The following is a 22,538-nucleotide window of genomic DNA, read 5'->3' as shown; positions in this document are numbered from 1 at the left end:
GGAACGGGGTGGATTATGCGGATCGGGGGGTGCAGGAATTGCGACGCTTGCAGGACGACGTTTCTAGGCGCCGTGGATCGACATCACCGTCGCCACCGGCGCGAAGGCGCGCAGGAAGGCTTCCACGGCGGATTCCGCCCACTGCCGGCGCGCCGCGGGGGTGTCGCGGTGCGGCACACCGAAGCGCTGCCTTTCGAAATCGGAACCCACGATCATGCCCAGCAGCAGCTCGGCGGCGAAGTGCGGATCGTCATGCCTGAGCCGGCCGCGCCGCATCGCCTGCTGCAGCCGCGCCGCCAGGCGTTGTTCCAGCCGGGCATGGCCGTCGAGGAACAGTGAGCGGGTCTCTTCGGGGAACAGCCGGGCTTCTGCGTTGATCAGCTGGCAACTGGCCAGCACCTCCGGGTCGGACAGGCGCTCGAGGTGCTCGATCGCGAAGGCGACCAGGGCTTCGCGCAGGTCGGAGCCGTCGTTGCGCAGCGGAATGGTTGCCTGGTCGAGGTGTTCCTGCACCACGCTGCGCAGCAGTTCCTGGCGGCTGCCGAACTGTGCGTACAGGGTCTGCTTGGAGCAGCCGGCGCGCAGCGCCACCGCGTCCATGCTGAAGCGCAGCCCCTGTTCGGCGACCAGTTCGCGCACGGCCTGGCGCACGCGGCGCAGGCGCTCGGTCGCGGCGGGGGTGGGTGCGCTGGCGGGCTGCATGGATTGGACTATACCGTCCAGTTCAGAATTTTGACAGTGCCTTGTTGTTGCGAACCCGGCGTTACAATGCGCGACCAATTGCATTCCAGCGACGACGACATGGCCCGCATCAAACGCAGTACCGCCGCGAAACCGGCAGGCAAGCCCGCCCCGAAGAAGAACCCGGCAGCACGCAACGACGCGACCGCGAACCGCGCAAGCGAAACGCCTTCCTTCAGCATCGCGCCGATCTTCGCCGCGCTGCGCCGGCAACTGCCGGTGGCGAAGCAGGCGGAGGCAGTGGCGTTCGCCGAGAGCTTCTACAAGCGCATGGAGGCCGATGAATACCCGTTGCACAGCGCGCAGGCGTGGGCCGCACTGGCGATGGACATGCTCGGCTTCGCGCGCACGCGCAAGCCCGGCAGCGCCAGCGTGCGCGTGTTCAACCCGACGCTGGAGCGCAATGGCTGGGAGTCGTCGCATTCGGTGCTGCAGATCGTCAACGACGACATGCCGTTCCTGGTCGACTCGGTCAGCATCGCCCTGGCCGACCTCGGCGTCGGCGTGCACGTGCTCGGCCATCCGGTGATCCGCTTCCAGCGCGACAAGGCCGGGCGCATCGCCGCGGTCGGCGAGGGCAAGGCCGAATCGCTGATGCTGCTGGAGATCGACCGCCAGCCGGCCGAACAGATGCCGAAGATCGAGGCGCGCATCCGCAGCGTGCTGGCCGAGGTGCGCGGCATCGTCGCCGACTGGGGCACGATGCGCGAGAAGATGCTGGCGCTGGCCGACGACCTGACCACGCGGCGCCTGCCGGTGGACGACGCCAGCCGGCGCGAGGCGCAGGAATTCCTGCGCTGGGCCGCGGCCGACCACTTCACCTTCTTCGGCTACCGCGAGTACCGCGTGGAGAAGCAGGAAGGCGCGGACGGAAAGAAGATTGACGTGCTGGCGCCGGTCGAAGCGAGCGGCCTGGGCCTGATGCGCGGCAAGGACAAGTCGCCGGCGCGCCCGGTCTCGACGCTGGCGGCGAACGAACTGAACACGGCTTCCGCGCTGAAGGAAGCCCTGATCCTGACCAAGACCAACGCGCGTTCGCGCGTGCACCGCAGCGGCTACATGGACTACATCGGCGTGCTCGAGTTCGACGCCGCCGGGAAGATCGTCGGCGAGCAGCGCTTCCTCGGCCTGTTCACCTCCAGCGCGTACAACCGCCGGCCGTGGGAGATCCCGCTGGTGCGCCAGCGCCACGAGTACGTGATGGCGAAGTCGGCGCTGGCGCCGAGCAGCCACAGCGGCAAGGCGCTGCGCCACATCCTGGAAACGCTGCCGCGCGAGGAACTGTTCCAGTCCAACGAGGAAGAGCTGTACCGCACCGCGATCGGCATCCTCGGCCTGCAGGAGCGCGTGCGCAGCAAGCTGTTCGTGCGCCGCGACAAGTACGGCCGCTTCATCTCCGCGCTGGTCTACATCCCGCGCGAGCGCTTCAATACCGACGTGCGCCTGCGCATCGAGGCGCTGCTGAAGGAATCGCTGAACGGCGAATACGTCGATTCCAGCGTCTCGCTCGGCGAGTCGCCGCTGGCGCAGCTGCACCTGATCGTGCGGCCCAAGCCGGGGCAGAAGGTCGAGGTCGACACCGCCACGCTGGAAGAGCGCGTCGCCCACCTGCTGCGCAACTGGCAGGACGACCTGCGCGAGATCCTGATCGCGCGCCACGGCGAAGGCGAGGGCCTGGAGCTCGCCGCGCGCTACGGCCGCGCGCTGCCGGCCGGCTACATCGAGACCGTGTCGGCGGAAATCGCCGCCAACGACGTCGAGCACCTGGCCGCGCTCGGCGACGGCGACGGATTGCGCCTGAGCCTGCACCGTTCGCCGAAGCATCCGGCCGGCGAGGGCCCGCTGCGCCTGAACCTGTACCGCTGCCGCGACGACATCCCGCTGTCCGACGCGCTGCCGTTGATGGAGAACATGGGCCTGCGGGTGATCTCCGAACATCCGTTCCGGCTCGGCATCGACGGCGATACCGCCTACATCCAGGAATTCGAGGTCGAAGCCGCCGGCGAGATCGACGTCGAGGCGCGTGCCGAAGCCTTCGCCGAGGCCTTCGTCCGCGTCTGGCGCGGCGACGCCGAGAACGACGGCTTCAACCGGCTGGTGCTGCGCGCCAGCCTGCACTGGCGCCAGGTCGCGGTGCTGCGCGCCTACTTCAAGTACCTGCTGCAGACCGGCGTGCCGTTCTCGCAGAGCTACGTCGAGGCGACGCTGAACCGCTATCCGCTGCTGGCGCGGCTGCTGGTCGAGCTGTTCGAGGCGCGCTTCGACCCGGCGACCGGGCGCGAGAGCAAGGCCGAGATCCGCCGGGGCCAGGAGCGTTTCGCCGCGCAACTGCGCGCGCTGGTCGGCGACGACGAGGCGGCGAAGGAAATCCTGCGCCCCGTGCTCGACGCGCGCGGCGAATCGCGCGAGCGCCAGGCCGAAGCGACGCACCATGCCCTGACGAAGCTGCTCGATCGCGTCGAAAGCCTCGACGACGACCGCATCCTGCGCAGCTTCATCGGCGCGATCGAAGCGACGTTGCGCACCAGCTACTACCAGGCCGGCAAGGACGGCCAGCCGGGGCCGACCATCGCCTTCAAGTTCGATTCGGCGAAGGTGCCGGACCTGCCGAAACCGCGCCCGTACCGCGAGATCTTCGTCTACAGCCCGCGCGTCGAAGGCGTGCACCTGCGCTTCGGCCCGGTCGCGCGCGGCGGCCTGCGCTGGTCCGACCGCCGCGAGGACTTCCGCACCGAGGTGCTGGGCCTGGTCAAGGCGCAGATGGTGAAGAACACGGTGATCGTGCCGGTCGGCGCCAAGGGCGGTTTCTACGTGAAGCGTCCGCCCGCCGGCGGCGACCGCGACGCGCAGCTCGCCGAGGGCATCGCCTGCTACAAGCTGTTCATCCAGGGCCTGCTCGACCTGACCGACAACATCGTCGGCGGGAAGATCGTCCCGCCGACGGACGTGGTCCGCCACGACGGCGACGATCCGTACCTGGTCGTTGCCGCCGACAAGGGCACGGCCACGTTCTCCGACATCGCCAATGGCTTGGCCATCGACCACGGTTTCTGGCTGGGCGACGCCTTCGCCTCCGGCGGCTCGGTCGGCTACGACCACAAGGGCATGGGCATCACCGCGCGCGGCGCATGGGAATCGGTCAAGCGCCACTTCCGCGCGCTGGGCCGCGACTGCCAGGCCGAGGACTTCACCTGCGTCGGCATCGGCGACATGTCCGGCGACGTGTTCGGCAACGGCATGCTGCTGTCGAAGCACACCCGGCTGCTGGCCGCGTTCGACCACCGCCATATCTTCATCGACCCGAACCCGGATGCGGCGACCTCGTTCGCCGAGCGCCAGCGCATGTTCGCGTTGCCGCGCTCCAGCTGGGCCGACTACGACGCCAGGCTGGTTTCCAAGGGCGGCGGCATCTATGCGCGTTCGCTGAAGTCGATCGACATCACGCCGGAAGCGCGCGCCGCGCTCGGCATCGCCGAGGGCGTGAAGTCGCTGTCGCCGGTCGAGCTGATGAGCGCGATCCTCAAGGCGCCGGTCGACCTGCTGTGGAACGGCGGCATCGGCACCTACGTCAAGGCCGGCGGCGAAAGCAACGCCGACGTCGGCGACCGCGCCAACAACGCGCTGCGCGTCAACGGTTCCGAACTGCGTTGCCGGATCGTCGGCGAGGGCGGCAACCTCGGCATGACCCAGCTCGGCCGCGTCGAGGCGGCCAGGCACGGCGTGCTGCTGAACACCGACTTCATCGACAACTCGGCCGGCGTCGACACCTCCGACCACGAGGTCAACATCAAGATCCTGCTCGGCGCCGCGGTGCAGGCGAAGAAGCTGGCGATGCCGGCGCGCAACAAGCTGCTGGCGGCGATGACCAACGAAGTCGCGGAGCTGGTGCTGACCGACAACTACCGGCAGAACCAGGCGCTCAGCCTGATGGAGCGGATGAGCGTGTCGCGGATCGGCTCCAAGCAGCACTTCATCCAGACCCTCGAATCGCAGGGCCTGCTGGACCGGCAGATCGAGTTCCTGCCGTCCGACGCCGAACTGGCCGAACGCAAGGCGCGCGGGCAGGGGCTGACCCGGCCGGAGCTGTCGGTGCTGCTGTCGTATTCGAAGCTGGTCGCGTACCAGCAGCTGCTCGATTCCGAGATCCCCGAGGATCCGTACCTGTCGAAGGAGCTGCAACGCTATTTCCCGCTGCCGCTGCAGAAGAAGTACGGCGCGGAGATGGAGAAGCACCGGCTGAAGCGCGAAATCATCGCCACCGCGGTGACCAACTCGACGATCAACCGGATGGGCGCGACCTTCCTGCTGCGCATGCGGGAGGACACCGGCCGCAGCACCGCCGAGGTCGCCAAGGCCTTCACCATCACCCGCGAGACGCTGGACGCGCGCGCGCTGTGGAAGCAGATCGACGCGCTCGACGGCAAGGTGCCGGAGTCGGTGCAGATCGACGCCCTGCAGGTGATCTGGAACCTGCAGCGCTCGTTCACCCGCTGGTTGCTGAACCGCCCGGGCCCGATCCCCGACATCGCCAGTGCGGTGGCGCGCTCCCACGACGGCTACAACGACACCCGCGCCGCCGACGGCGTGCTGCCGGCGCCGCTGCGCCCGCCGTACGAGGCCAGCCTGCGCGAGTGGAAGGCCAAGGGCCTGCCGCCGGCGCTGGCCGGGCAGATCGCGGCGTTGCCGTACCTGGAGCCGTCCAGCGACATCATCGAGGACGCGCTGGCGCACAAGCTCAAGCCGGTGGAAGTGTCGAAGGTGCATTACCGCATCGGCGAGGCGCTGCACCTGCCGTGGCTGCTGCAGCAGGTCGACGCGCTGCAGGTCGACGGCCGCTGGCACGCGGTCGCGCGCGGCGTGCTGCGCGACGAGCTGTGCACGCGCCACCGCCAGCTGACCAGCCAGGTGCTGGGCATGCCGGGTTCGACGCCGGAAGCGAAGGTGCACAGCTGGCTGTCGCGCGACGACGCCAGCCTGCGCTTCACCCTGAACATGCTCAACGAACTGGCCGGGCAGAAGACGCTGGACTACCCGACCGCGTCGGTGGCGGTGCAGCGGTTGTCGCAGTTGGCGGGATGACGCTTTCCACGAACGGGGTCGGGTTTGCTTGACGGCGCGTGATCGCTTGGCAAGTGAACCTGCCCCCTGTTTGCCGGCTTGCGGAGGTTCCGCGGGCCGAGCCCGGTGGGATGGTGGTTCGAATTCCAGGTACTGACGCGCCGGTTCCAATCACCCGCGTTCCGGTGATTGCCGCTCACCAGGGCCAGCCCTCCCGCTTTCCCGTCCCGGCATGCAGGAAAGCCGGACGGAGGCGCCTCCGCCCGGCTTCGGGAAGAACCTGACCGCGCTTTTCGATTTACGCCGAATGGAACTGCGGGATGGCGCACTCCACCAGCTTGTCGTCGCGGAAGATCACGTAACCGGGACCCAACTTGGCTTGAGTGCGGTAGAGCCACACTTCCGAGCCGTGATACAGCTTGGCCGCATCGCGCAGGCTTTGCGGCACCACCATCGGCCGGCCGAGCAGGGACTGGACCTCGGCCCTACTCATGCCCTGCTTGCACCGGTGCCAGTTGCCACTGACCTGGGCCTTGCTGCTGAACTGCGGATCGACCCGGGCGGATGACGATTCCAACTGCGCCACCCGGCTTTCGAGTGCCGCCAGGCGCTCGGCCATCCGGGCATCGGTTGGCGTGCCGGCTACGGCGGGCAACGCGATCAGCGCGAGCACGCCTGAAGCGAGAATACGCATGGTGTTTCCTCCTGATGGATGGGAAAACCTGCAAACTTTCCGGTGATGGACGCCGGGTGGCCGATCTATAGCACAGCAAAAGTCGGCCGTGTTCCGCACAGCAGCAAAGGGCCGAGCGGGTTGCCGAACGGGGTCGGGTTCACTTCCATAGCGGGGAAGTCCGTACGCCGCGCCGGTTGCTGTCCCGATATGTCGCCAGGCCGCGTGGCCGAGACTGTGTGCATGGCCAGACTTCCTCGATTCGGCCTGTCCGGCATTCCCCAGCACGTCCTCCGGCGGGGCAATGACCGTTTGCCGTGTTTCCTGACAACGAAGGCCGCCAATGCCATCTGCTGCTGCTGCGGCAGGCGCTGGTTGCGACTGGTCGCCGCCTGCATGCCTACGTGCTGATGGACAACCGCGTGCCCCTGCCGGAAACGCCGCCAGGACGCGGCTGCGCATCGGGGATGATGCAGATGCCGGGACGCAGCTGCGTTGGCCTGTTCAACGCGCGGCAAGGCCGCACCGGTACGCTTCGGGCCGGCGCACAGGCCAGGGCCCGCGATAAGTGAACCTGACCCGTTTAGCCGTTATTCTTCGCCCATGACCCAGCCCCGCATCGCCTTCCTCGCCAGTCCTGTCGACGATGCGCAGCACGCGCTGGCCGACATTGTGAAGCAGCACGGCAATGTCGCGCCCGAGGAGGCCGATATCCTGTGCCCGCTCGGTGGCGACGGCTACATGCTGCAGACGCTGCACCGCCATGGCGGGCTCGGCAAGCCGGTGTACGGGATGAAGCTGGGCACGGTCGGTTTCCTGATGAACCACTACCGATCCGACGGCCTGCTCGAGCGCATCGCCGCGGCCGAGCCGGCCAAGCTGCGCCCGCTGGAAATGACCGCGCAGACCGAATCGGGGACGACCACCCATTCGCTCGCCTACAACGAGGTCTCGCTGCTGCGCCAGACCCGCCAGGCCGCGCACCTGCGCATCGACCTCAACGGCCAGACCCGCGTCGACGAACTGATCTGCGACGGCGTGCTGGTCGCCACGCCGGCCGGCAGCACCGCCTACAACTATTCCGCGCACGGGCCGATCCTGCCGCTGGGTTCGAACACGCTGGCGCTGACCCCGATCGCCGCGTACCGGCCGCGGCGCTGGCGCGGGGCCATCCTCAAGGCCGATACCGAGTTCCGCTTCCGCGTGCTCGACCCCTACAAGCGCCCGGTCAGCGCCACCGCCGACTCGCACGAAGTCCGCGACGTGGTCGAGGTGACCGTCCGCGAATCGCGCGACCGCATGGTGACGCTGCTGTTCGATCCGGAGCACAACCTCGAGGAGCGCATCCTCAGCGAACAGTTCGTGGTCTGAATCACGCCGCGCGGCCGCGCCCCTACAACTCGCTGCGCGGATGGGGTATGGTCGTGGCCGACCCGTCATGTTTGGGAGGAACATGCGACGGGCGTCACACTGTTTGTCGAAATGGGGGACGTGATGAAAGTGCAGTTCACTCTGTTGCCGGCGTTGTTGCTGCAAGCGGCGACCGCTTCCGCGGCGTGCTCTCTCGATACCGGACTGGAGCCGTTCCGCATCAACGAAGGCGCAGTGTCGTCCGATGCGTTGCCGGATACGATGGAAGCGCCGAAGCTGAAGGTGGAAAGCATCACCCGCGGGATCGGCGGCGTGCCGGGCAGCTGCGACGGCACCGGTATCCTGGTGGTGGACCTGAAATGGCCCGGCGGCGACTACAAGGTCGACGAGGTCGGCTTCGAGTTCCACGTGGTCGCGATGGAGTCGCCGTACGCGGTGTTCCCTGCGGAACCGGTCGCGGTCACCAGCGACAAGAAGCGCAACGAGGTGCTGTTCATGTGGCCCGACGATCCGCCGGCGCTGCAGAAGCCGCTGGTGATGGAGGTCGAGGTGCGCGGGGTCACCCACGACAACCTGCGCGGCCCGCCGGCCCGCTTCGTGGTGGATTCGCGCCAACTGGACGACTGACCGGCGGCCAGGCGGGGAAATCTCGCCCGGCGCGACGCCGGGGCGCGATAATCCGCACATGGCCGACAACGATCCCCGCCTGCTGACCGTCGCGGTGACCTCGCGCACCCTGTTCGATCTCGAGGAAAGCCATTTCCTTTACGAAAGCGAGGGCGTCGAGGCCTACAGCGAATACCAGCGCCGCCACGAGGACGACCCGTTGCCGCCGGGCATGGCCTTCCCGGTGGTACGCAAGCTGCTGGCGCTGAATGCGGGCGCACCGCCGGACCGGCCGCGGGTCGAGGTGATCCTGCTGTCGCGCAACTCCGCCGACACCGGCCTGCGCATCTTCAACTCGATCCAGCACTACGGCCTGGGCATCGTCCGCGCCACGTTCACCTCCGGCGAACCGACCTGGCCGTACATCCGGCCGTTCGGTGCCGATCTGTTCCTGTCGGCGAACCCGGATTCGGTGCGGCGCGCGCTCAATGCCGGCGTCGCCGCGGCGACGATCCTGCCGGCGCGGGCGCCGGAAACCAAGGCCGACGAACCGGCGCACCGCCGCGACCAGCTGCGCATCGCCTTCGACGGCGACGCGGTGATCTTCGGCGACGAGAGCGAGCGCATCAGCCGCGAACAGGGCGTCGAGGCCTTCGGCCGGCACGAGCGCGAGAACGCGCGCCAGCCGCTGTCGGGCGGGCCGTTCCGCGGCTTCCTGTCGGCACTGCACGAGCTGCAGCAGGTGTTCCCGGCCGGGCCGGACGCGCCGATCCGCACCGCGCTGGTCACCGCGCGTTCGGCGCCGGCGCACGAACGGGTGATCCGCACGCTGCGCGAATGGGGGGTGCGCCTGGACGAGGCGCTGTTCCTCGGTGGCCGCCACAAGGGGCCGTTCCTCGAAGCCTTCGGCGCCGACATCTTCTTCGACGACTCGCAGCACAACATCGACAGCGCGCGCCGGCACGTCGCCGCGGGGCACGTGCCGCACGGCGTGGCGAACATGCCGACCGGCGACGGCGCATGACCCGGAACCCGAAGTGGCGGGGCGGGCGGCCCTGGGTCGACCGCGGCTGGCGGCATACCTCGCTGCAGTTCAAGGGTTCGGTGACGCAGAGCCGGATGTCGAACCTGTTCCCGCACCTGCTCGACGTCGGCTACACCCGGACCATGCTCGCGGCGCTGCTGCTGAACCCGCGCCCGCGCGACATCGGCATCGTCGGCCTTGGCGGCGGTTCGCAGGCGAAGTTCTGCCATCGCTATCTGCCGCAGTCGCGGATCGAGGCGATCGAAAGCAGCGCCGACGTGCTGGCCTTGCGCGACGAGTTCCACGTCCCGCCGGACGACGGGCGCTTCCGCGCCACGCTGGGCGACGCCGCGCGCGTGCTGAAGCAGCGCCGCGACGCCTGGGACCTGGTGCTGCTGGACGCCTACGACGCCTACGGGCTGCCCGAGGCGCTGTCGACGAAGGAGTTCTACGCGGATTGCCGCGCCAGCGTGCGCGACGGCGGGGTGCTGGCGGTGAACCTGTACGACACCGATACGCGTCGGCACCGGCAGAACATCTGCCGCGCCTTCGAAGACAAGGTCGTGGTGCTGGACGAGCCGAAGATGAGCAACAGGGTGGTGTTCGCGTGGGTCGGCGAACCGCCGCGCCCGCTGGATCCGGCCGCGGCCGTCGCCGGCATGCCGTGGCTGGCGCGCCGGCAACTGCTGCCGGGCCTGAAACGCCTGCGCGACGCGTTGCTCAAGGTGCGTTGAGCTGCGGCAGGCGTATATCGGTCAGCTTCCAGCGCAAGCCATCGCGGGTGAACACGAACAAGGTGGTCCGGCCCTGCGCGTCGACCGCGCTGGCGGTGAAGCGCGAGGGCGATTCGTAGCGCATCTTCGCGTCTTTCAGTGGATCCACCGGCTTCGGTTTCGAGTAGGCGTCGCCATCGACGGTGTCGCGGATCAGTTGCTTCCACATCGAGCGGCCCTGCAGGATCGCGGCGATCCCGGTGGGCGTCGCCATCGTGTCGATGCCGGTACTGGCCAGCTCGTTGGCGATGCCCAGGGCGAAGGCGCCGAACGGGTTCGACTGCGCGTCCGGCCCGGCCTTGCGCGCCAGCCAGTCCTCGGCCTGCGCGCGCAGGTTGACCCGTACCGCGGCGAAATCGACATGCCGTTCCAGCTTGCCCATGTCCTGTTCGGCCAGCGCGTTGCGGATACCGTGGATCGCGAGGTACGGCCCGGCGGCGACATAGCCCAGCAGCGCCAGCAATGCGACCAGGGCCAGCGCGATCCACTTCTTCATGGTCAGAACTCCAGGTCGAGCGCGGCGCACAGGTAGTCGACGAACGGCCCCAGCGCGGCCAAATCGGCGGCGAGGACCTGGCGCAGCCGCGGTCCGGCCATCGTCGCATCGTCGATCGAACGCCAGAACACGAAGTTGCGGTGCTTGAGGTCGTCGATGAATTCGAAGTCGGCGGGGAAGCCGCGCGGCGGGCGGCTCAGTTTCTCGCTGTCCTCCCGGTCGTAGCGCTTGCGGAACTTCGCCCCGTGCGCCGTGGCCCTCCAGCTGCCGGGGTTGTCGAGGATGAACTGGCGTACCCTGCGCTGCGTGTCCGGCTCCGGATGCCACAGGCCGGCGCCGACGAAGCATTCGCCCGGTTGCAGGTGGATGTAGTACGAAGGCGCGGCGACCTGCCTGCTGCGCTCGTGGTACAGGCGCGCGCCCTGCCAGGACTTGTACGGCGACTTGTCGTTGGAGAAGCGCGCATCGCGATAGATGCGGAACAGCGAGCCGCCGACGGTCTTCGGGTCGGAGCGGAAGTGCGGGCTGACCGCGGCGAGGTCGGGCTGCAGGTCGGCCAGCAGGCGCAGGAATGGTTGCCGCACGTGTTCCTCGTACTGCGGCTTGTGCGCGGTGAACCACGCCTTGTTGTTGTTGCGCGCCAGCCCGCGCAGGAACTTGAAGCTGGCTTCGGAGAAGTAGGTGGCCATGGCGGGATGATAAACCCGTCGCTGCGGGGCAGGCATTTCCCGCCTACAGCGATGCCTGCAATTCGCGGCCCCAGGCTTCGAGTTGGTCCAGCAATACTTGCTTGCCGCCATCGCCGGCATGCGCGCCGCGCAGCGCCGCGATCTGCTCGAAATACCGTGGCAGCGTCACCTCGGACAGCCCGCTGTCGGTGAGCAGGCGCAGGCGGCGGTATTCGTCCCAGCGTGCGCGGCCGCCGGTGTCCAGCGTTTCCGGCCAGTTGCGCGCGCGGTAGCGGAACAGCAGCTCCGGCAGGCGCGGGTCGCGGAAGCCGAACTCGCGGTCGCCGAGGTGTTCCGGCGGCGTCGAGCGCACTTCGGCCAGCTTGCGCTTGTCGCCGTCGCCGATGAAGCCGTCGTACAGCGAGGCATCGGCGTCGGGCTTCGCATATTCGGCCCCGACCGCGTAGACCTGCCGCACCTTTTCGGCCAGCATCGCCGCATGCGGGCGCAGTGCGGCGGCGGCGGCTTCGATCGCGGCGCGGTCGATGCCGAGCCGGGAGAAATCCTCGTCGCGCAGGTGGTTCCACGCGACCAGCGCCGGGCAGCGGTTCAGGTGCACTTCCTTCAACGGCACGCGCTGCACGCCTGCGGGCAGGTCGGCCGCCGGCGTGTACAGGCGGTCGGCGATCTCCTGCGCATCGAGGCCGAGCAACGCGGCGGCGGCGCCTTCCAGGGCGAACACGACGACGCGGGTGTCGATGCGCGGGTGCCGCGCCAGCGGCAGCACCGGCGCGGCGCAGAAGCGGCTGGCCGGATAGCGTTGCGAGACGTGCAGCACCGGTTGCAACGCGGTGGCGTCGAGCAGGCGCGCGGCGAAACGCTTGTCGCGAAGCTGCAGCGCGTAGTCCCACAGCCGCGGCTGCGCGACCCGCATCAACCGCGCGATGCCGGCGGTGGCGCGCACGTCGGACAGCGCCTCGTGCGCGTCGCCTTCGCGGACGTCGTTGGCAGCGGCGAGGTGTTCCAGCTTGAACGAGGTGCCCTTGCCGTCCTCGCGCCGCGGCCAGACGATGCCTTCCGGCCGCAGCGCATTGAACAACCGAGCCACGTCGAGCAGGTCCCAGCGCGAGTTGCCGCCGCGCCACTCGCGCTCGTAGGGGTCGAAGAAGTTGCGGAACAGGCCGTGGCGGACGAATTCGTCGTCGAAGCGCAGCGTGTTCCAGCCCAGCGCGCAGGTTTCCGGGCGCGACATCTCCTCGGCGATGCGGGCGAAGGCTTCGGCTTCGGCCATGCCTTCGCGCAGCGCCTGTTGCGGGGCGATGCCGGTGATCAGCGTGGCGACGGGCGAGGGCAGCAGGTCGTCGGCCGGCTTGACGAAGAAGCTGACCGGTTCCTCGACCGGGTTCAGTTCGGCATCGGTGCGCAGCGCGGCGAACTGGGCGATGCGGGTTTTCCTCGGGTCCTGCCCGAAGGTTTCCAGGTCGTAGAACAGGAAGCTGGCTGTCATCGGCCGATTATGACCCGTGGGGGCGGGCTCCGCCCGTCGCGGCGGATCAGGCGGTGTCCTGCAGCGGCTCCAGCCGCGCCCGCACCTGCGCATCGACCGCGTTCCAGTCGATGTCGTCGAGCGTGGCGTGCCCGCGCGTCGCTTCGACCAGGATCCCGCGCTGGACCTCGCTGCGCCGCAGCGCCACCGCGTACGGAATGCGCATGAAGGTGACCATCGTGTAGTGCGGGACGAAGCGACCCGGGTGGCGGTGCTGCAGCTGCCGTTCGAGCTCGCGCTGCAGCAGGAAGTCGGGATCGTCGACCCGGTCGCGCATCTCGACGTAGTTTTCCAGCGCCATCTTCTGGATCGCCAGGGCGTTGGGCTTGCGCGCGTTCTCGAACGCGGCGAAGGCGGCGTTGACGTCGTCGTTCGCCTCCAGCAGGTCGGCCAGCGCCACGCAGTCCTCGAACGCGCAGTTCATGCCCTGGCCGTGGAACGGCACCATCGCGTGCGCGGCGTCGCCGAGCAGCAGCGCGCGGCCGCCCAGGCGCCAGCGGTCCAGGTACAGCGTGCCGAGCAGGCCGGGCGGGTGGTTCTCCCAGTCCTCGCGCAGCTTCGGGATCAGCGGCAGCGCGTCGGGGAACTCGCGTTCGAACAGCGCCTGCGCGTCCGCGCCGCTGTGCACGCTGGCGAAGCTGGGCTCGCCTTCGTTCGGCAGGAACAGCGTCACCGTGAAGGTCTTCACGTGGTTGGGCAGGGCGATGCACATGTAATGGCCGCGCGGCCAGATGTGCAGCGCGTTGGGTTCGATCGCGAAGCCGCCGGCGGCGGTCGGCGGGATTTCCAGTTCCTTGTACGAGTGGTCGAGGAACTCGACGCGCTCGCCGAGCGGCGACCAGCGGTTCATCGCCGCGCGCAGCGCCGAGCCGGCGCCGTCGGCGCCGATCAGCGGGACGTCGAAGTGGATGTCGTACGGCTGGTCGTCGCGATCGTCGATGAAGCGCGCATAGCCGGCGCCGAAATCGACGGTGTGCAGGCGCCGGTAGAAATGCACTTGCGCGCCGGCCTGTTCCGCCAGTTCCAGCAGGGTCAGGTTGAGGTCGGCGCGGTGCACCGACCAGATCGATTCGCTGTCGTCGCGGCCGTAGCGCTGCAGCAGCGGTTCCTCGCCGGGCACGTGGACCATGCGTCCGCGCATCATCACCGCCTGCGCCATCACCGCATCCTCGACCCCGGCGCGGCGCAGCGCGTGGCGACCGCGCTCGGCCAGCGCCAGGTTGATCGAGCGCCCGGACTCGTAGCCCTTGATCCGCGGGTCGCCGCGGCGCTCGTATACCGTCACCTGCCAGCCGCGCCGGCACAGCAGGGTGGCGAGCAGGCTGCCGGCCAGGCCGGCGCCGACGATGATCAGTTGTTTTTCGCGCACGTCACACGCCCTGCCAGGTTTCCACTTCCTCGACGAAGCGGTAGACGTCCATGAAGCGGTTGTACAGCGGCGCCGGCGAAATGCGGATCACGTCGGGCTCGCGCCAGTCGCCGACGATGCCGATCGACATCAGGTAGTCGAACAGTTCGCGCCCACGCTCGCGTCCGCCGGCCACGCGCAACGACAGCTGGCAGCCGCGCTGCGCCGGGTCGGCCGGGGTGACGATCTGCAGGGTGTCGCCGATGCGCGCACGGATCAGCGCCTCGAGGAAGCCGGTCAGCTTTTCCGACTTGGCGCGCAACGCGGCCATGCCGCCGGCCTTCTCGAACACCTCCAGCGAGGCCAGCAGCGGGGCGAGGGCGAGGATCGGCGGATTGCTCAGCTGCCAGCCGTCGGCGCCGGGCGTCGGCGCGAACTGCGGACCCATCAGGAAGCGGGTTTCGCGCTGGTTGCCCCACCAGCCGGCGAAGCGCGGCCGCCCGGTGCGCGCGTGGCGCTCGTGGACGAAGGCGCCGGCGACCGCGCCGGGGCCGGCGTTGAGGTACTTGTAGTGGCACCACACCGCGAAGTCGGCGCTGCTGTCGTGCAGGCGCAGCGGCACGTTGCCGACCGAATGCGCCAGGTCGAAGCCGACCATCGCGCCTTGCGACTGGCCCATGCGCACGATCCTGGGCAGGTCGAAGACCTGGCCGGTGCGGTACTGGATGCCGGGCCACAGCACCAGCGCCAGGCGCGGGCCGTGCTCGAGGATCGCGCGTTCGATCGCCTGCATCGAAACCAGGCCGTCGGCGCCGTCCGGCTGCACTTCGATCAGGTCGGTGGCCGGGTCGAAGCCGTGGAAGCGGATCTGCGATTCCACCGCGTAGCGGTCGGTGGGGAAGGCGCCGGCCTCGATCAGGATCGCCGGGCGCTCGCGCGTGGGCCGGTAGAAGCTGACCATCATCAGGTGCAGGTTGACGGTCAGCGTGTTCATCGCCACCACTTCGTGCGGCAGCGCGCCGACGATCCGCGCCAGCGGTTCGCGCACCTGCTCGTGGTAGGTCAGCCACGGCGACGGTTCGCGGAAATGGCCCTCGACCGCGTCGCTGGCCCATTTGTCCAGCGTTTCCTGGATGCGCGCGCGCGCGCCGCGCGGCTGCAGGCCCAGCGAATTGCCGCAGAAGTACAGCTGCTCGCCGGCGCCGTGCTTCGGCAGCAGGAATTCGTTGCGCAGCGCGCGCAACGGGTCGGCGGCATCGAGGGCGATGGCGTGGGTGCGGGAAAGCGGGTCGGTCATCGGGGAATTGCGTTCGGGGATGGGCGATTGTTCCCGATTCCTCCCCGGCGAGAAAGGGGACCGGCTTGCGCAATCGCGACGGGGTTGGCGTTTCCGCTCAGGTGTCGGGGAACTCGTAGCGCGATGGCGCCGGGTTCAGGTGCCCGCAGTCGGCGCAGGTACGGTGCTCGCGCGAGGCGTAGAAGCGGTCGAACACCGGCGGGAAGTCGGTCTCGATGTTCTTCAGCGGGAAATATTCCTCGTACAGCTTGTGGTTGCACCGTTCGCAGTACCAGATCAGGCCGTCGTTCTCGTGCGGCAGGCGCTTGCGCTCGATCACCAGGCCGACCGAGTCCGGCATGCGTTGCGGCGAATGCGGCACGCGCGGCGGCAGCAGGAAGATCTCGCCGGCCCGGATCGGGATATCCCTTGGCTGGCCGTCTTCCTGGATGCGCAGCACCATCTCGCCCTCGAGCTGGTAGAACCATTCCGGGCCTTCGTCCCAGTGGTAGTCGGTGCGCGCGTTCGGCCCGCCGACGACCATCACGATGAAGTCGCCGGCGTAGATGCACTTGTTGCCGACCGGTGGCTTCAGCAGGTGGCGATGCTCGTCGATCCAGGCCTGGAAGTTGATCGGTGGGGGAAGCATGGTTTTTCCTCGTCGTTCAGTCGCGCTTGCCGCTGCGCGGGATCTGCGCCAGCGCGTCCTGGTATCTGCCGGCGAGCTGCTCCGGCGCGGACACGTCGATGCCCATCTGGCGCACGCGCCCGTCGGCCAGGCTGTAGACCCAGCCGTGCACGGCCAGTTTCTGCCCGCGCGCCCAGGCGTCCTCGACCACCGTGGTCTGGCACAGGTTGACCACCTGTTCGATCACGTTGAGTTCGCACAGCCGCGCGTGGCGCAGGGGGGCGTCGGCGATGGCATCGAGCAGCGCGGCGTGCTTCAGCGCCACGTCGCCGACGTGGCGCAGCCAGTTGTCGGCCAGGCCGATGCGGCGGCGGGTCAGGCTGGCGTGCACGCCGCTGCAGCCGTAGTGGCCGACGATCAGGATGTGCTCGACCTGCAACAGGTCCACGGCGAACTGGATCGCGCTCAGCGCGTTCAGGTCGGTGTGGACCACGAGGTTGGCGACGTTGCGGTGGACGAAGACCTCGCCGGGGTCGAGGCCGAGGATCTGGTTAGCCGGCACGCGCGAGTCGGAGCAGCCGATCCACAGGTATTTCGGCGATTGCTGCCGCGACAGGCGCTGGAAGAAACCGGGGTCCTCGCGTTCGACCCGGTCGGCCCATTCGCGGTTGTTGCGCAGCAACTGGTCGAGATCGGTCATGCGCGCATTATTCCAGACTTCGGGGTGAAGGCCGCTTCCCGCCGGGCTGCGGGGGAGAACGGGTCAGGCGTCGCGGCCGAGCGATTGCACCATCAGCCCGCGCAGTTCGGCGTCGTCGCCGGCAGGCGGCGGCACGATTTCGGACAGCGAGAAGCCGCGTTCCAGCGCGTCCTCCTCGTCGAGGCCGTCGAAGGCGACGAATTCGGCGTCGAGCAGCGCCGCGCGGGCGCTGTCCTCGCTTTCGAAGGGCTGGGTGCGGCCGTCGCTGTCGAAGACCTCGGCGGTGCCGGCTTCCAGCACGCGCAGCCGCGCCCAGACCAGGGTGCGGCCGAGCGTGGCCAGCCACCATTCGTCGTGGGCGATGTCGTGCGGGTCGGTCATGGGGGGCTTCCGGGCGAAAGAGGTGAGCGGAGAGGCGTGGGCAGCGAGCGGAAGGGCAGGGGTTTCCCCTTCGCTTCTCGCTCCCCTTCGCTCACTCCTAGATCAAGGACCACAGCCAGAGCAGGGCGGCCATCACGAGGCCGAAGAAGATGGTCAGCAGCGACAGCCGCGCCGGCGTGGCCAGCCCGGTCAACGACGGGTCGCGGGTTTCGCGGTAGCGGCCGCTGAGCAGCCAGCGCAACGCATCGGGCTTGAGGAAGGCGCCGTCGCCGAATTCGGCGCGCAGGTCGGAATGGCGGTCGCGCACGTGCACCAGGGTCAGCGGCCAGAAGATCACGAAGGCGCAGAAGCCGGCGATGGCGGTGGCGACGAAGCAGAGGGCGAGGAAGAGGATCATGGGGCAGGCGTGAGTGAAGAGGAGTGAGGGGCGGGCGGTTGGAGGGTGCTTTTACTCACTTCCCACTCCTCTCCGCGCGTTCCTCGTTCTCAGAACTCGGCGTTCCCCGGCGCGCGCGGGTACGGGATCGCGTCGCGGATGTTCGACAAGCCGCACACGTACACCACCAGCCGCTCGAAGCCGAGGCCGAAGCCGGCGTGCGGCACGGTGCCGTAGCGGCGGAAGTCGCGGTACCAGCCGTAGTGCGCCGGGTCCAGGCCGAACTGCGCCATGCGCGCGTCGAGCACGTCGAGGCGCTCCTCGCGCTGGCTGCCGCCGATGATCTCGCCGATGCCGGGCGCCAGCACGTCCATCGCCGCGACGGTCTTGCCGTCGTCGTTCAGGCGCATGTAGAAGGCCTTGATGTGCTCGGGGTAGTTCATCACCACCACCGGGCGGCCGACGTGCTGCTCGGTCAGCCAGCGCTCGTGCTCGGTCTGCAGGTCCAGGCCCCATTCGACCGGGAATTCGAACTTGTCGCCGGAGGCCTGCAGCAGCTTGATCGCGTCAGTGTAGTCGATGCGCTCGAACGGCGCGTTGACGAACGCCTCCAGCCGCGTGATCGCGTCCTTCTGCACGCGCTCGGCGATGAAGGCCATGTCGTCGCCGCGCTCGTTCAGCACCGCGCGGAACAGGTACTTGAGGAAATCCTCGGCGAGGTCGGCGTCCGCCGCCAGGTCGGCGAAGGCGATTTCCGGCTCGATCATCCAGAACTCGGCCAGGTGGCGCGTGGTGTTGCTGTTCTCGGCGCGGAAGGTCGGGCCGAAGGTGTAGACCTTGCTCAGGCTGAGGCAGTACGCCTCGACGTTGAGCTGGCCGGACACGGTCAGGAAGGTTTCCTTGCCGAAGAAGTCGCGGGAGAAGTCGACTTCGCCCTTGCCGTCGCGCGGCAGGTTGGCCAGGTCCAGCGTCGAGACGCGGAACATCTGGCCGGCGCCCTCGGCGTCGGAGGTGGTGATGATCGGAGTGCTGATCCAGTAGAAGCCGCGTTCGTGGAAGAAGCGATGCACGGCCTTGGCCAGGCAGTCGCGGATGCGGGTGACCGCGCCGAACAGGTTGGTGCGCGGGCGCAGATGGGCGACTTCGCGCAGGAATTCCAGCGAGTGCGCCTTGGGCTGGATCGGGTAGGTTTCCGGATCCTCGACCCAGCCGGCGACCTCGATCGCCTCGGCCTGGATTTCGTAGCTCTGGCCCTGGCCCTGCGAGGCGACCAGGCGGCCGCGGGCGACGACCGCGCAGCCGGCGGTGAGGTGCTTCACCTCGGATTCGTAGTTGGGCAGGCTGGCGGGGGCCACGACCTGGATCGGGGCGAAGCAGGAGCCGTCGTGGACGTTGACGAAGGACAGGCCGGCCTTGGAGTCGCGCCGCGTACGCACCCAGCCGCGCACCGTGACCTCGCCGCCGGCCGGAATCTTGCCCGCCAGCGCATGCTCGACGCTTACCACCGTCATCTTGAATCCTCGTCCCGTGAACCCGATCTATGGAACGCGGAGTTTACCGGAGAGCCGGCTTTCCCGCCTGCCGCCGGGCCTATAATTCCGCCCATCCGAGGAGTTCCCGCATGGCCATTACCCTGACCCCCGCCGCCTTCTCCCGCGTCCAGCGCTTCGTCGCCGGCACGCCGGGCGTGCTCGGCCTGCGCTTCGGGGTGACCCGCACCGGCTGCTCGGGCTGGGGCTACGTGACCGACCTGGCCACCGAACAGCGCGAGGGCGACACGGTATTCGAGCAGGACGGGGTGAAGATCTTCGTCGACGCCGACAGCCTGGCGATGGTCGACGGCACCACCATCGATTTCACCAGGCAGGGGCTGTCGGAACTGTTCACGTTCGAGAACCCGAACGCGACCGCCGAGTGCGGATGCGGGGAGAGCTTCACGACAAGGGCGGATGCGGCGTAGGGGCCGGCTCCGTTGGCGCGTCCGGTTTTCCCGCTGGCCATCGCAGCCGTCCTTGCGGCCTGGTACGGCAGCGCATCGGCAGATGGCCGGGTTTTCTCGGACGGACGTTTTCCCGGGAAGACGACATCCTTCGAGCTGGCGCCGGAACAGAAGCGGTTCATCGATTACGTCCATCGTTGCCACAAGGACAACGCCAGGACGCCGTACCTTTTCCATCTGACGCCGCAACAGGCGGCGGTTCTCGAGAAGGAAACCGGTAAAGCCCCGCAGAGGTTCGCGATATTCGACAGCACGACCGGCGACGAAAGCGGCGTCGATGTGCCCGTGAACGTCATCGTCCGTTACTCGGAAGATCGCTTCGAAGTCCCGCACGAATTGTTGGCTTCTGACGCGGATGCAAAAGGGTACGAGGTCGAGGTCGCCGGGTGGGAAACGAACCCGATCGGCGACGCATCGGAAGAAATGGTGCGCGCAGGCAAGTGCCCCGCAAGCAGATGACGCAAGCAGCACAGCGATGCGCGCGAAGCGGCTCGCGGTTTTCGCCTCACCCCGGAATTGGTCGCGAATTGGTTGGAAAGGCCCCGAATGCGGGCCAATTCCTTATCCGAACTGCGTTTTTGCCTTGAAAAACGATTTTCTACACCCCATGGAGTAGGGTGTCCGAGCAACTCCAACAAGGAAGCCTAGTGGCCGCCACCAAAGCCAAGTCCGCCAAGACCTTTCCCAAGTCCGCCCCTGCCGGCAAGTCCGCCGCCACCATCACCCACGAACGCATCGAGCACGACATCGCCGAGTTCGAGAAATCCGGCGGCAAGATCGAAAAGCTCGGAAATACCCCGGTTTTCAAGAAGATCCGCTGACCCCGGATTTTCGCGGGAGCGCGCTTGAGCGCGCCTCCGGAACCACCGGCGCGAGCCGGTGGCCCCGCGCAAGGCCGCAGATGGCGGCCGCGGTCCGGCCCGCACGCGCAGGTGCGATGCGGGAATCTGCGACAATACGCGGCCCTGGATTACACGCAGCCTGCGCCACGTGGCCCGTTCCCCCCGCATCGATCGCACTCCCTTCGAAGCCGAAATCCTCGACCTGAGCCATGACGGCCGCGGCGTCGCCCGCCGCGACGGCAAGGCCGTGTTCGTCGCCGGCGCCTTGCCCGGCGAGCGGGTCGTGGTCGAGCAGACCGCAAGGAGCCGCCATTTCGACGAGGCGAAGACCCTCGAAGTCCTGCAGGCCTCGCCCGACCGCGTCGATCCGCGCTGCCCGCACTTCGGCACCTGCGGCGGCTGCGTGCTGCAGCACCTCGCCGAAGACAGGCAAATCGAAGTCAAGCAGCACACCTTGCTGGAGAACTTCGAGCGCATCGGCCACGTCGCGCCGGAATCCGTCCTGCCGCCGCTGACCGGCGGAAGCTGGGGTTACCGCCGCAAGGGCCGCTTCTCGGTGCGGCGCGTCGAGAAGAAGGACAAGACCCTGGTCGGCTTCCGCGAACAGGATCCGCGCTTCGTCGCCGACCTGTCGGCGTGCCACACCGTCATCCCGCAGATCGGCTCCAGGATCGAGGCGCTGGCCGGGCTCGTCGACGGCCTGAAGGCGCGCGCCGACATTCCGCAGATCGAATTCATCGCCGGCGATGCCGCGGGCGAATTCGACGGCGTCGCGCTGGTGTTCCGCCACCTGCAGCCGCTGGGCGACGACGACAGGGGCGCGCTGGTCGCGTTCGGCCGGCAGCATCGCTTCGCGATCTACCTGCAGCCCGGCGGCGTCGACAGCGTGCAGCCGCTGTGGCCGGTTCATGCCGATGGAAGCGGGCCGTCGCTCGCGTTCAGGCTTCCCGCATGGGACGTCGAACTGGCGTTCCGTCCGCTCGATTTCATCCAGGTCAACGCGAAGTTGAACGAAAAGATGATCGCGCATGCCCTGGGCCTGCTCGATCCGCAGCCGACCGACCGCGGGCTCGACCTGTTCTGCGGCCTCGGCAATTTCACCCTGCCGCTGGCGAGGCGGGTCGGCGAAGTCGTCGGCGTCGAGGGCGAAGCCGGCCTCGTCGCCCGCGCCAGGGAAAACGCGGAGCGCAACGGCCTGGCCAATGCGCGGTTCTTCGCCGCCGACCTGACCCAGGACCAGCGCGGCACGCCGTGGATGCGGCAGGGTTTCGACAAGCTGCTGCTCGATCCGCCGCGTTCGGGCGCGATCGAGGTGCTGAAGCAACTGCCGCTGAAACAGTTCGGACGCATCGTCTACGTCAGTTGCCATCCTGGTTCGCTGGCGCGCGACGCCGGTTACCTGGTCAACGAGTGCGGCTGGAGACTGAAGGCGGCGGGCGTGATGGACATGTTCCCGCACACGGCGCACGTGGAGTCGATCGCGGTGTTCGAGGCGAAATAGCGCATGGGCACCGAAATCGAACGCAAGTTCCTCGTCGCCGGCGACGGCTGGCGCGAAGCCGCGCACAAGGTCGTGCCGATGGCGCAGGGCTACCTCAACGACCTGGCGATGGTCGAGGGCGGGCGGCAGAAGGCCTCGGTGCGGGTGCGCATCGAGGGCGACCAGGCCTTCCTCAACATCAAGTCGCGCGAGCCGGGCACGACCCGGCAGGAATTCGACTACGAAATCCCGGTCGCCGACGCCCGCGCGCTGCTCGCGCTGTGCGTCGGCGGGCTGGTCGACAAGCGCCGGCATTACGTCGAATACGCCGGGCGCCTGTGGGAAGTCGACGAGTTCCTCGGCGACAACGCCGGGCTGGTCGTCGCCGAGGTCGAGCTGGAATCGGCCGACCAGGCGCTCGACAGGCCGGCGTGGGTTGGCCGGCAGGTGACCGACAGCCTGCGCTATTACAATCTGGCCCTGGCTTCGCGCCCGTACTCGCAATGGAGCGACGACGAGCGCAGCGCCACGGACATCCCCTGAAGGACGGTA

The 22,538-nt window shown here is 68.5% G+C and carries 23 protein-coding genes; 11 read left to right on the top strand and 12 right to left on the bottom strand.

The window, feature by feature from the left end:
• Window positions 1-63 precede the first annotated feature (63 nt).
• The gene (locus CSC71_RS08755) at window positions 64-702 is read right to left on the bottom strand and encodes a TetR/AcrR family transcriptional regulator (protein ID WP_162373976.1); all 639 of its coding nucleotides are present in this window, start codon (window positions 700-702) and stop codon (window positions 64-66) included.
• Between the two features lie 66 nt (window positions 703-768).
• Here CSC71_RS08755 and CSC71_RS08750 point away from each other — a divergent pair, with 66 nt between their 5' ends.
• A complete protein-coding gene (locus tag CSC71_RS08750) occupies window positions 769-5,820 on the top strand; it encodes an NAD-glutamate dehydrogenase (protein WP_425501939.1) in 5,052 nt (1,683 codons plus the stop codon).
• Between the two features lie 277 nt (window positions 5,821-6,097).
• Here CSC71_RS08750 and CSC71_RS08745 read toward each other — a convergent pair whose 3' ends face one another.
• Window positions 6,098-6,493, bottom strand: coding sequence for an outer membrane protein assembly factor BamE (locus tag CSC71_RS08745; protein ID WP_162373975.1), 396 nt, complete (start codon window positions 6,491-6,493; stop codon window positions 6,098-6,100).
• A gap of 296 nt (window positions 6,494-6,789) precedes the next feature.
• On the opposite strand from CSC71_RS08745, the gene CSC71_RS15555 reads away from it, so the two are divergent.
• The 5 genes from CSC71_RS15555 (at window position 6,790) to CSC71_RS08720 (ending at window position 10,207) form a co-directional block, all read left to right on the top strand.
• Window positions 6,790-7,044 (top strand): hypothetical protein, encoded by a 255-nt coding sequence (locus tag CSC71_RS15555; protein WP_246192099.1) that lies wholly within the window; start codon window positions 6,790-6,792, stop codon window positions 7,042-7,044.
• Between the two features lie 31 nt (window positions 7,045-7,075).
• On the top strand, window positions 7,076-7,843 hold the full coding sequence (locus tag CSC71_RS08735) for an NAD kinase (protein ID WP_162373974.1): 768 nt from the start codon (window positions 7,076-7,078) through the stop codon (window positions 7,841-7,843).
• A 123-nt stretch (window positions 7,844-7,966) separates the two neighbouring features.
• Window positions 7,967-8,470 (top strand): hypothetical protein, encoded by a 504-nt coding sequence (locus CSC71_RS08730; protein ID WP_162373973.1) that lies wholly within the window; start codon window positions 7,967-7,969, stop codon window positions 8,468-8,470.
• Between the two features lie 58 nt (window positions 8,471-8,528).
• Window positions 8,529-9,473, top strand: a complete 945-nt coding sequence (locus CSC71_RS08725; protein ID WP_162373972.1) for a 5'-nucleotidase — start codon at window positions 8,529-8,531, stop codon at window positions 9,471-9,473.
• Complete coding sequence (locus tag CSC71_RS08720) at window positions 9,470-10,207, top strand: spermine/spermidine synthase domain-containing protein (RefSeq protein ID WP_246192097.1); 738 nt, start codon at window positions 9,470-9,472, stop codon at window positions 10,205-10,207. The genes CSC71_RS08725 and CSC71_RS08720 overlap by 4 nt, the downstream gene beginning before the upstream one ends.
• Here the strand turns inward: CSC71_RS08720 and CSC71_RS08715 are convergent.
• The 10 genes from CSC71_RS08715 to asnS form a co-directional block, all read right to left on the bottom strand.
• Window positions 10,194-10,742, bottom strand: a complete 549-nt coding sequence (locus tag CSC71_RS08715) for a DUF2939 domain-containing protein (protein ID WP_162373971.1) — start codon at window positions 10,740-10,742, stop codon at window positions 10,194-10,196. The two genes, CSC71_RS08720 and CSC71_RS08715, sit on opposite strands and share 14 nt — an antisense overlap.
• 2 nt (window positions 10,743-10,744) lie before the next feature.
• The gene (locus CSC71_RS08710; protein WP_162373970.1) at window positions 10,745-11,431 is read right to left on the bottom strand and encodes a DUF2461 domain-containing protein; all 687 of its coding nucleotides are present in this window, start codon (window positions 11,429-11,431) and stop codon (window positions 10,745-10,747) included.
• Window positions 11,432-11,474: 43 nt separating this feature from the next.
• Window positions 11,475-12,917 (bottom strand): exodeoxyribonuclease I, encoded by a 1,443-nt coding sequence (gene sbcB / locus CSC71_RS08705; RefSeq protein WP_162373969.1) that lies wholly within the window; start codon window positions 12,915-12,917, stop codon window positions 11,475-11,477.
• Window positions 12,918-12,963: 46 nt separating this feature from the next.
• Entirely contained in the window at window positions 12,964-14,304 is a 1,341-nt protein-coding gene (locus tag CSC71_RS08700) for an FAD-dependent oxidoreductase (protein WP_162373985.1), read from the bottom strand.
• Between the two features lie 22 nt (window positions 14,305-14,326).
• Window positions 14,327-15,601 (bottom strand): kynureninase, encoded by a 1,275-nt coding sequence (gene kynU / locus CSC71_RS08695; protein WP_162373968.1) that lies wholly within the window; start codon window positions 15,599-15,601, stop codon window positions 14,327-14,329.
• Window positions 15,602-15,698: 97 nt separating this feature from the next.
• Window positions 15,699-16,229 carry a 3-hydroxyanthranilate 3,4-dioxygenase gene (locus CSC71_RS08690; RefSeq protein ID WP_162373967.1) on the bottom strand — a complete coding sequence of 177 codons (531 nt, stop codon included), beginning with the start codon at window positions 16,227-16,229 and terminating at the stop codon, window positions 15,699-15,701.
• A gap of 16 nt (window positions 16,230-16,245) precedes the next feature.
• Entirely contained in the window at window positions 16,246-16,908 is a 663-nt protein-coding gene (gene can, locus CSC71_RS08685) for a carbonate dehydratase (RefSeq protein ID WP_162373966.1), read from the bottom strand.
• A gap of 63 nt (window positions 16,909-16,971) precedes the next feature.
• On the bottom strand, window positions 16,972-17,289 hold the full coding sequence (locus tag CSC71_RS08680; protein WP_162373965.1) for a hypothetical protein: 318 nt from the start codon (window positions 17,287-17,289) through the stop codon (window positions 16,972-16,974).
• 97 nt (window positions 17,290-17,386) lie between these two features.
• Window positions 17,387-17,686 (bottom strand): hypothetical protein, encoded by a 300-nt coding sequence (locus CSC71_RS08675; protein ID WP_162373964.1) that lies wholly within the window; start codon window positions 17,684-17,686, stop codon window positions 17,387-17,389.
• 89 nt (window positions 17,687-17,775) lie between these two features.
• The gene (asnS, locus tag CSC71_RS08670) at window positions 17,776-19,176 is read right to left on the bottom strand and encodes an asparagine--tRNA ligase (RefSeq protein ID WP_162373963.1); all 1,401 of its coding nucleotides are present in this window, start codon (window positions 19,174-19,176) and stop codon (window positions 17,776-17,778) included.
• Window positions 19,177-19,286: 110 nt separating this feature from the next.
• Between asnS and CSC71_RS08665 the strand changes: the two genes are divergently transcribed.
• The 5 genes from CSC71_RS08665 (at window position 19,287) to CSC71_RS08650 (ending at window position 22,529) form a co-directional block, all read left to right on the top strand.
• On the top strand, window positions 19,287-19,625 hold the full coding sequence (locus tag CSC71_RS08665; protein ID WP_162373962.1) for a HesB/IscA family protein: 339 nt from the start codon (window positions 19,287-19,289) through the stop codon (window positions 19,623-19,625).
• A 12-nt stretch (window positions 19,626-19,637) separates the two neighbouring features.
• Window positions 19,638-20,123: a hypothetical protein gene (locus CSC71_RS08660; protein WP_162373961.1), complete on the top strand. Its 486-nt coding sequence runs from the start codon at window positions 19,638-19,640 to the stop codon at window positions 20,121-20,123.
• Window positions 20,124-20,311: 188 nt separating this feature from the next.
• A complete protein-coding gene (locus CSC71_RS15405; protein WP_170295393.1) occupies window positions 20,312-20,485 on the top strand; it encodes a hypothetical protein in 174 nt (57 codons plus the stop codon).
• A 169-nt stretch (window positions 20,486-20,654) separates the two neighbouring features.
• Complete coding sequence (rlmD, locus tag CSC71_RS08655) at window positions 20,655-22,007, top strand: 23S rRNA (uracil(1939)-C(5))-methyltransferase RlmD (RefSeq protein ID WP_162373960.1); 1,353 nt, start codon at window positions 20,655-20,657, stop codon at window positions 22,005-22,007.
• Between the two features lie 3 nt (window positions 22,008-22,010).
• On the top strand, window positions 22,011-22,529 hold the full coding sequence (locus tag CSC71_RS08650) for a CYTH domain-containing protein (RefSeq protein WP_162373959.1): 519 nt from the start codon (window positions 22,011-22,013) through the stop codon (window positions 22,527-22,529).
• The last annotated feature ends 9 nt before the right edge of the window (window positions 22,530-22,538 follow it).

Source organism: Pseudoxanthomonas sangjuensis (genome assembly GCF_010211755.1).
Lineage (GTDB): Bacteria > Pseudomonadota > Gammaproteobacteria > Xanthomonadales > Xanthomonadaceae > Pseudoxanthomonas_A > Pseudoxanthomonas_A sangjuensis.
The sequence above is the reverse complement of the archived record's forward strand: the minus strand, read 5'-3'. Positions and strand labels throughout refer to the sequence as shown.

Excerpts from the sequence above, each read along its gene's own strand:
- can (WP_162373966.1), bottom strand. The coding sequence starts at position 16,908 with ATGACCGATCTCGACCAGTTGCTGCGCAACAACCGCGAATGGGCCGAC.
- CSC71_RS08680 (WP_162373965.1), bottom strand. The coding sequence starts at position 17,289 with ATGACCGACCCGCACGACATCGCCCACGACGAATGGTGGCTGGCCACG.
- CSC71_RS08715 (WP_162373971.1), bottom strand. The coding sequence starts at position 10,742 with ATGAAGAAGTGGATCGCGCTGGCCCTGGTCGCATTGCTGGCGCTGCTG.
- CSC71_RS08750 (WP_425501939.1), top strand. The coding sequence starts at position 769 with ATGCGCGACCAATTGCATTCCAGCGACGACGACATGGCCCGCATCAAA.
- CSC71_RS08665 (WP_162373962.1), top strand. The coding sequence starts at position 19,287 with ATGGCCATTACCCTGACCCCCGCCGCCTTCTCCCGCGTCCAGCGCTTC.
- sbcB (WP_162373969.1), bottom strand. The coding sequence starts at position 12,917 with ATGACAGCCAGCTTCCTGTTCTACGACCTGGAAACCTTCGGGCAGGAC.
- CSC71_RS08675 (WP_162373964.1), bottom strand. The coding sequence starts at position 17,686 with ATGATCCTCTTCCTCGCCCTCTGCTTCGTCGCCACCGCCATCGCCGGC.
- CSC71_RS08735 (WP_162373974.1), top strand. The coding sequence starts at position 7,076 with ATGACCCAGCCCCGCATCGCCTTCCTCGCCAGTCCTGTCGACGATGCG.
- asnS (WP_162373963.1), bottom strand. The coding sequence starts at position 19,176 with ATGACGGTGGTAAGCGTCGAGCATGCGCTGGCGGGCAAGATTCCGGCC.
- CSC71_RS08745 (WP_162373975.1), bottom strand. The coding sequence starts at position 6,493 with ATGCGTATTCTCGCTTCAGGCGTGCTCGCGCTGATCGCGTTGCCCGCC.
- CSC71_RS08730 (WP_162373973.1), top strand. The coding sequence starts at position 7,967 with ATGAAAGTGCAGTTCACTCTGTTGCCGGCGTTGTTGCTGCAAGCGGCG.
- CSC71_RS08690 (WP_162373967.1), bottom strand. The coding sequence starts at position 16,229 with ATGCTTCCCCCACCGATCAACTTCCAGGCCTGGATCGACGAGCATCGC.
- kynU (WP_162373968.1), bottom strand. The coding sequence starts at position 15,601 with ATGACCGACCCGCTTTCCCGCACCCACGCCATCGCCCTCGATGCCGCC.
- CSC71_RS08720 (WP_246192097.1), top strand. The coding sequence starts at position 9,470 with ATGACCCGGAACCCGAAGTGGCGGGGCGGGCGGCCCTGGGTCGACCGC.
- CSC71_RS08650 (WP_162373959.1), top strand. The coding sequence starts at position 22,011 with ATGGGCACCGAAATCGAACGCAAGTTCCTCGTCGCCGGCGACGGCTGG.
- CSC71_RS08725 (WP_162373972.1), top strand. The coding sequence starts at position 8,529 with ATGGCCGACAACGATCCCCGCCTGCTGACCGTCGCGGTGACCTCGCGC.
- CSC71_RS08755 (WP_162373976.1), bottom strand. The coding sequence starts at position 702 with ATGCAGCCCGCCAGCGCACCCACCCCCGCCGCGACCGAGCGCCTGCGC.
- CSC71_RS08710 (WP_162373970.1), bottom strand. The coding sequence starts at position 11,431 with ATGGCCACCTACTTCTCCGAAGCCAGCTTCAAGTTCCTGCGCGGGCTG.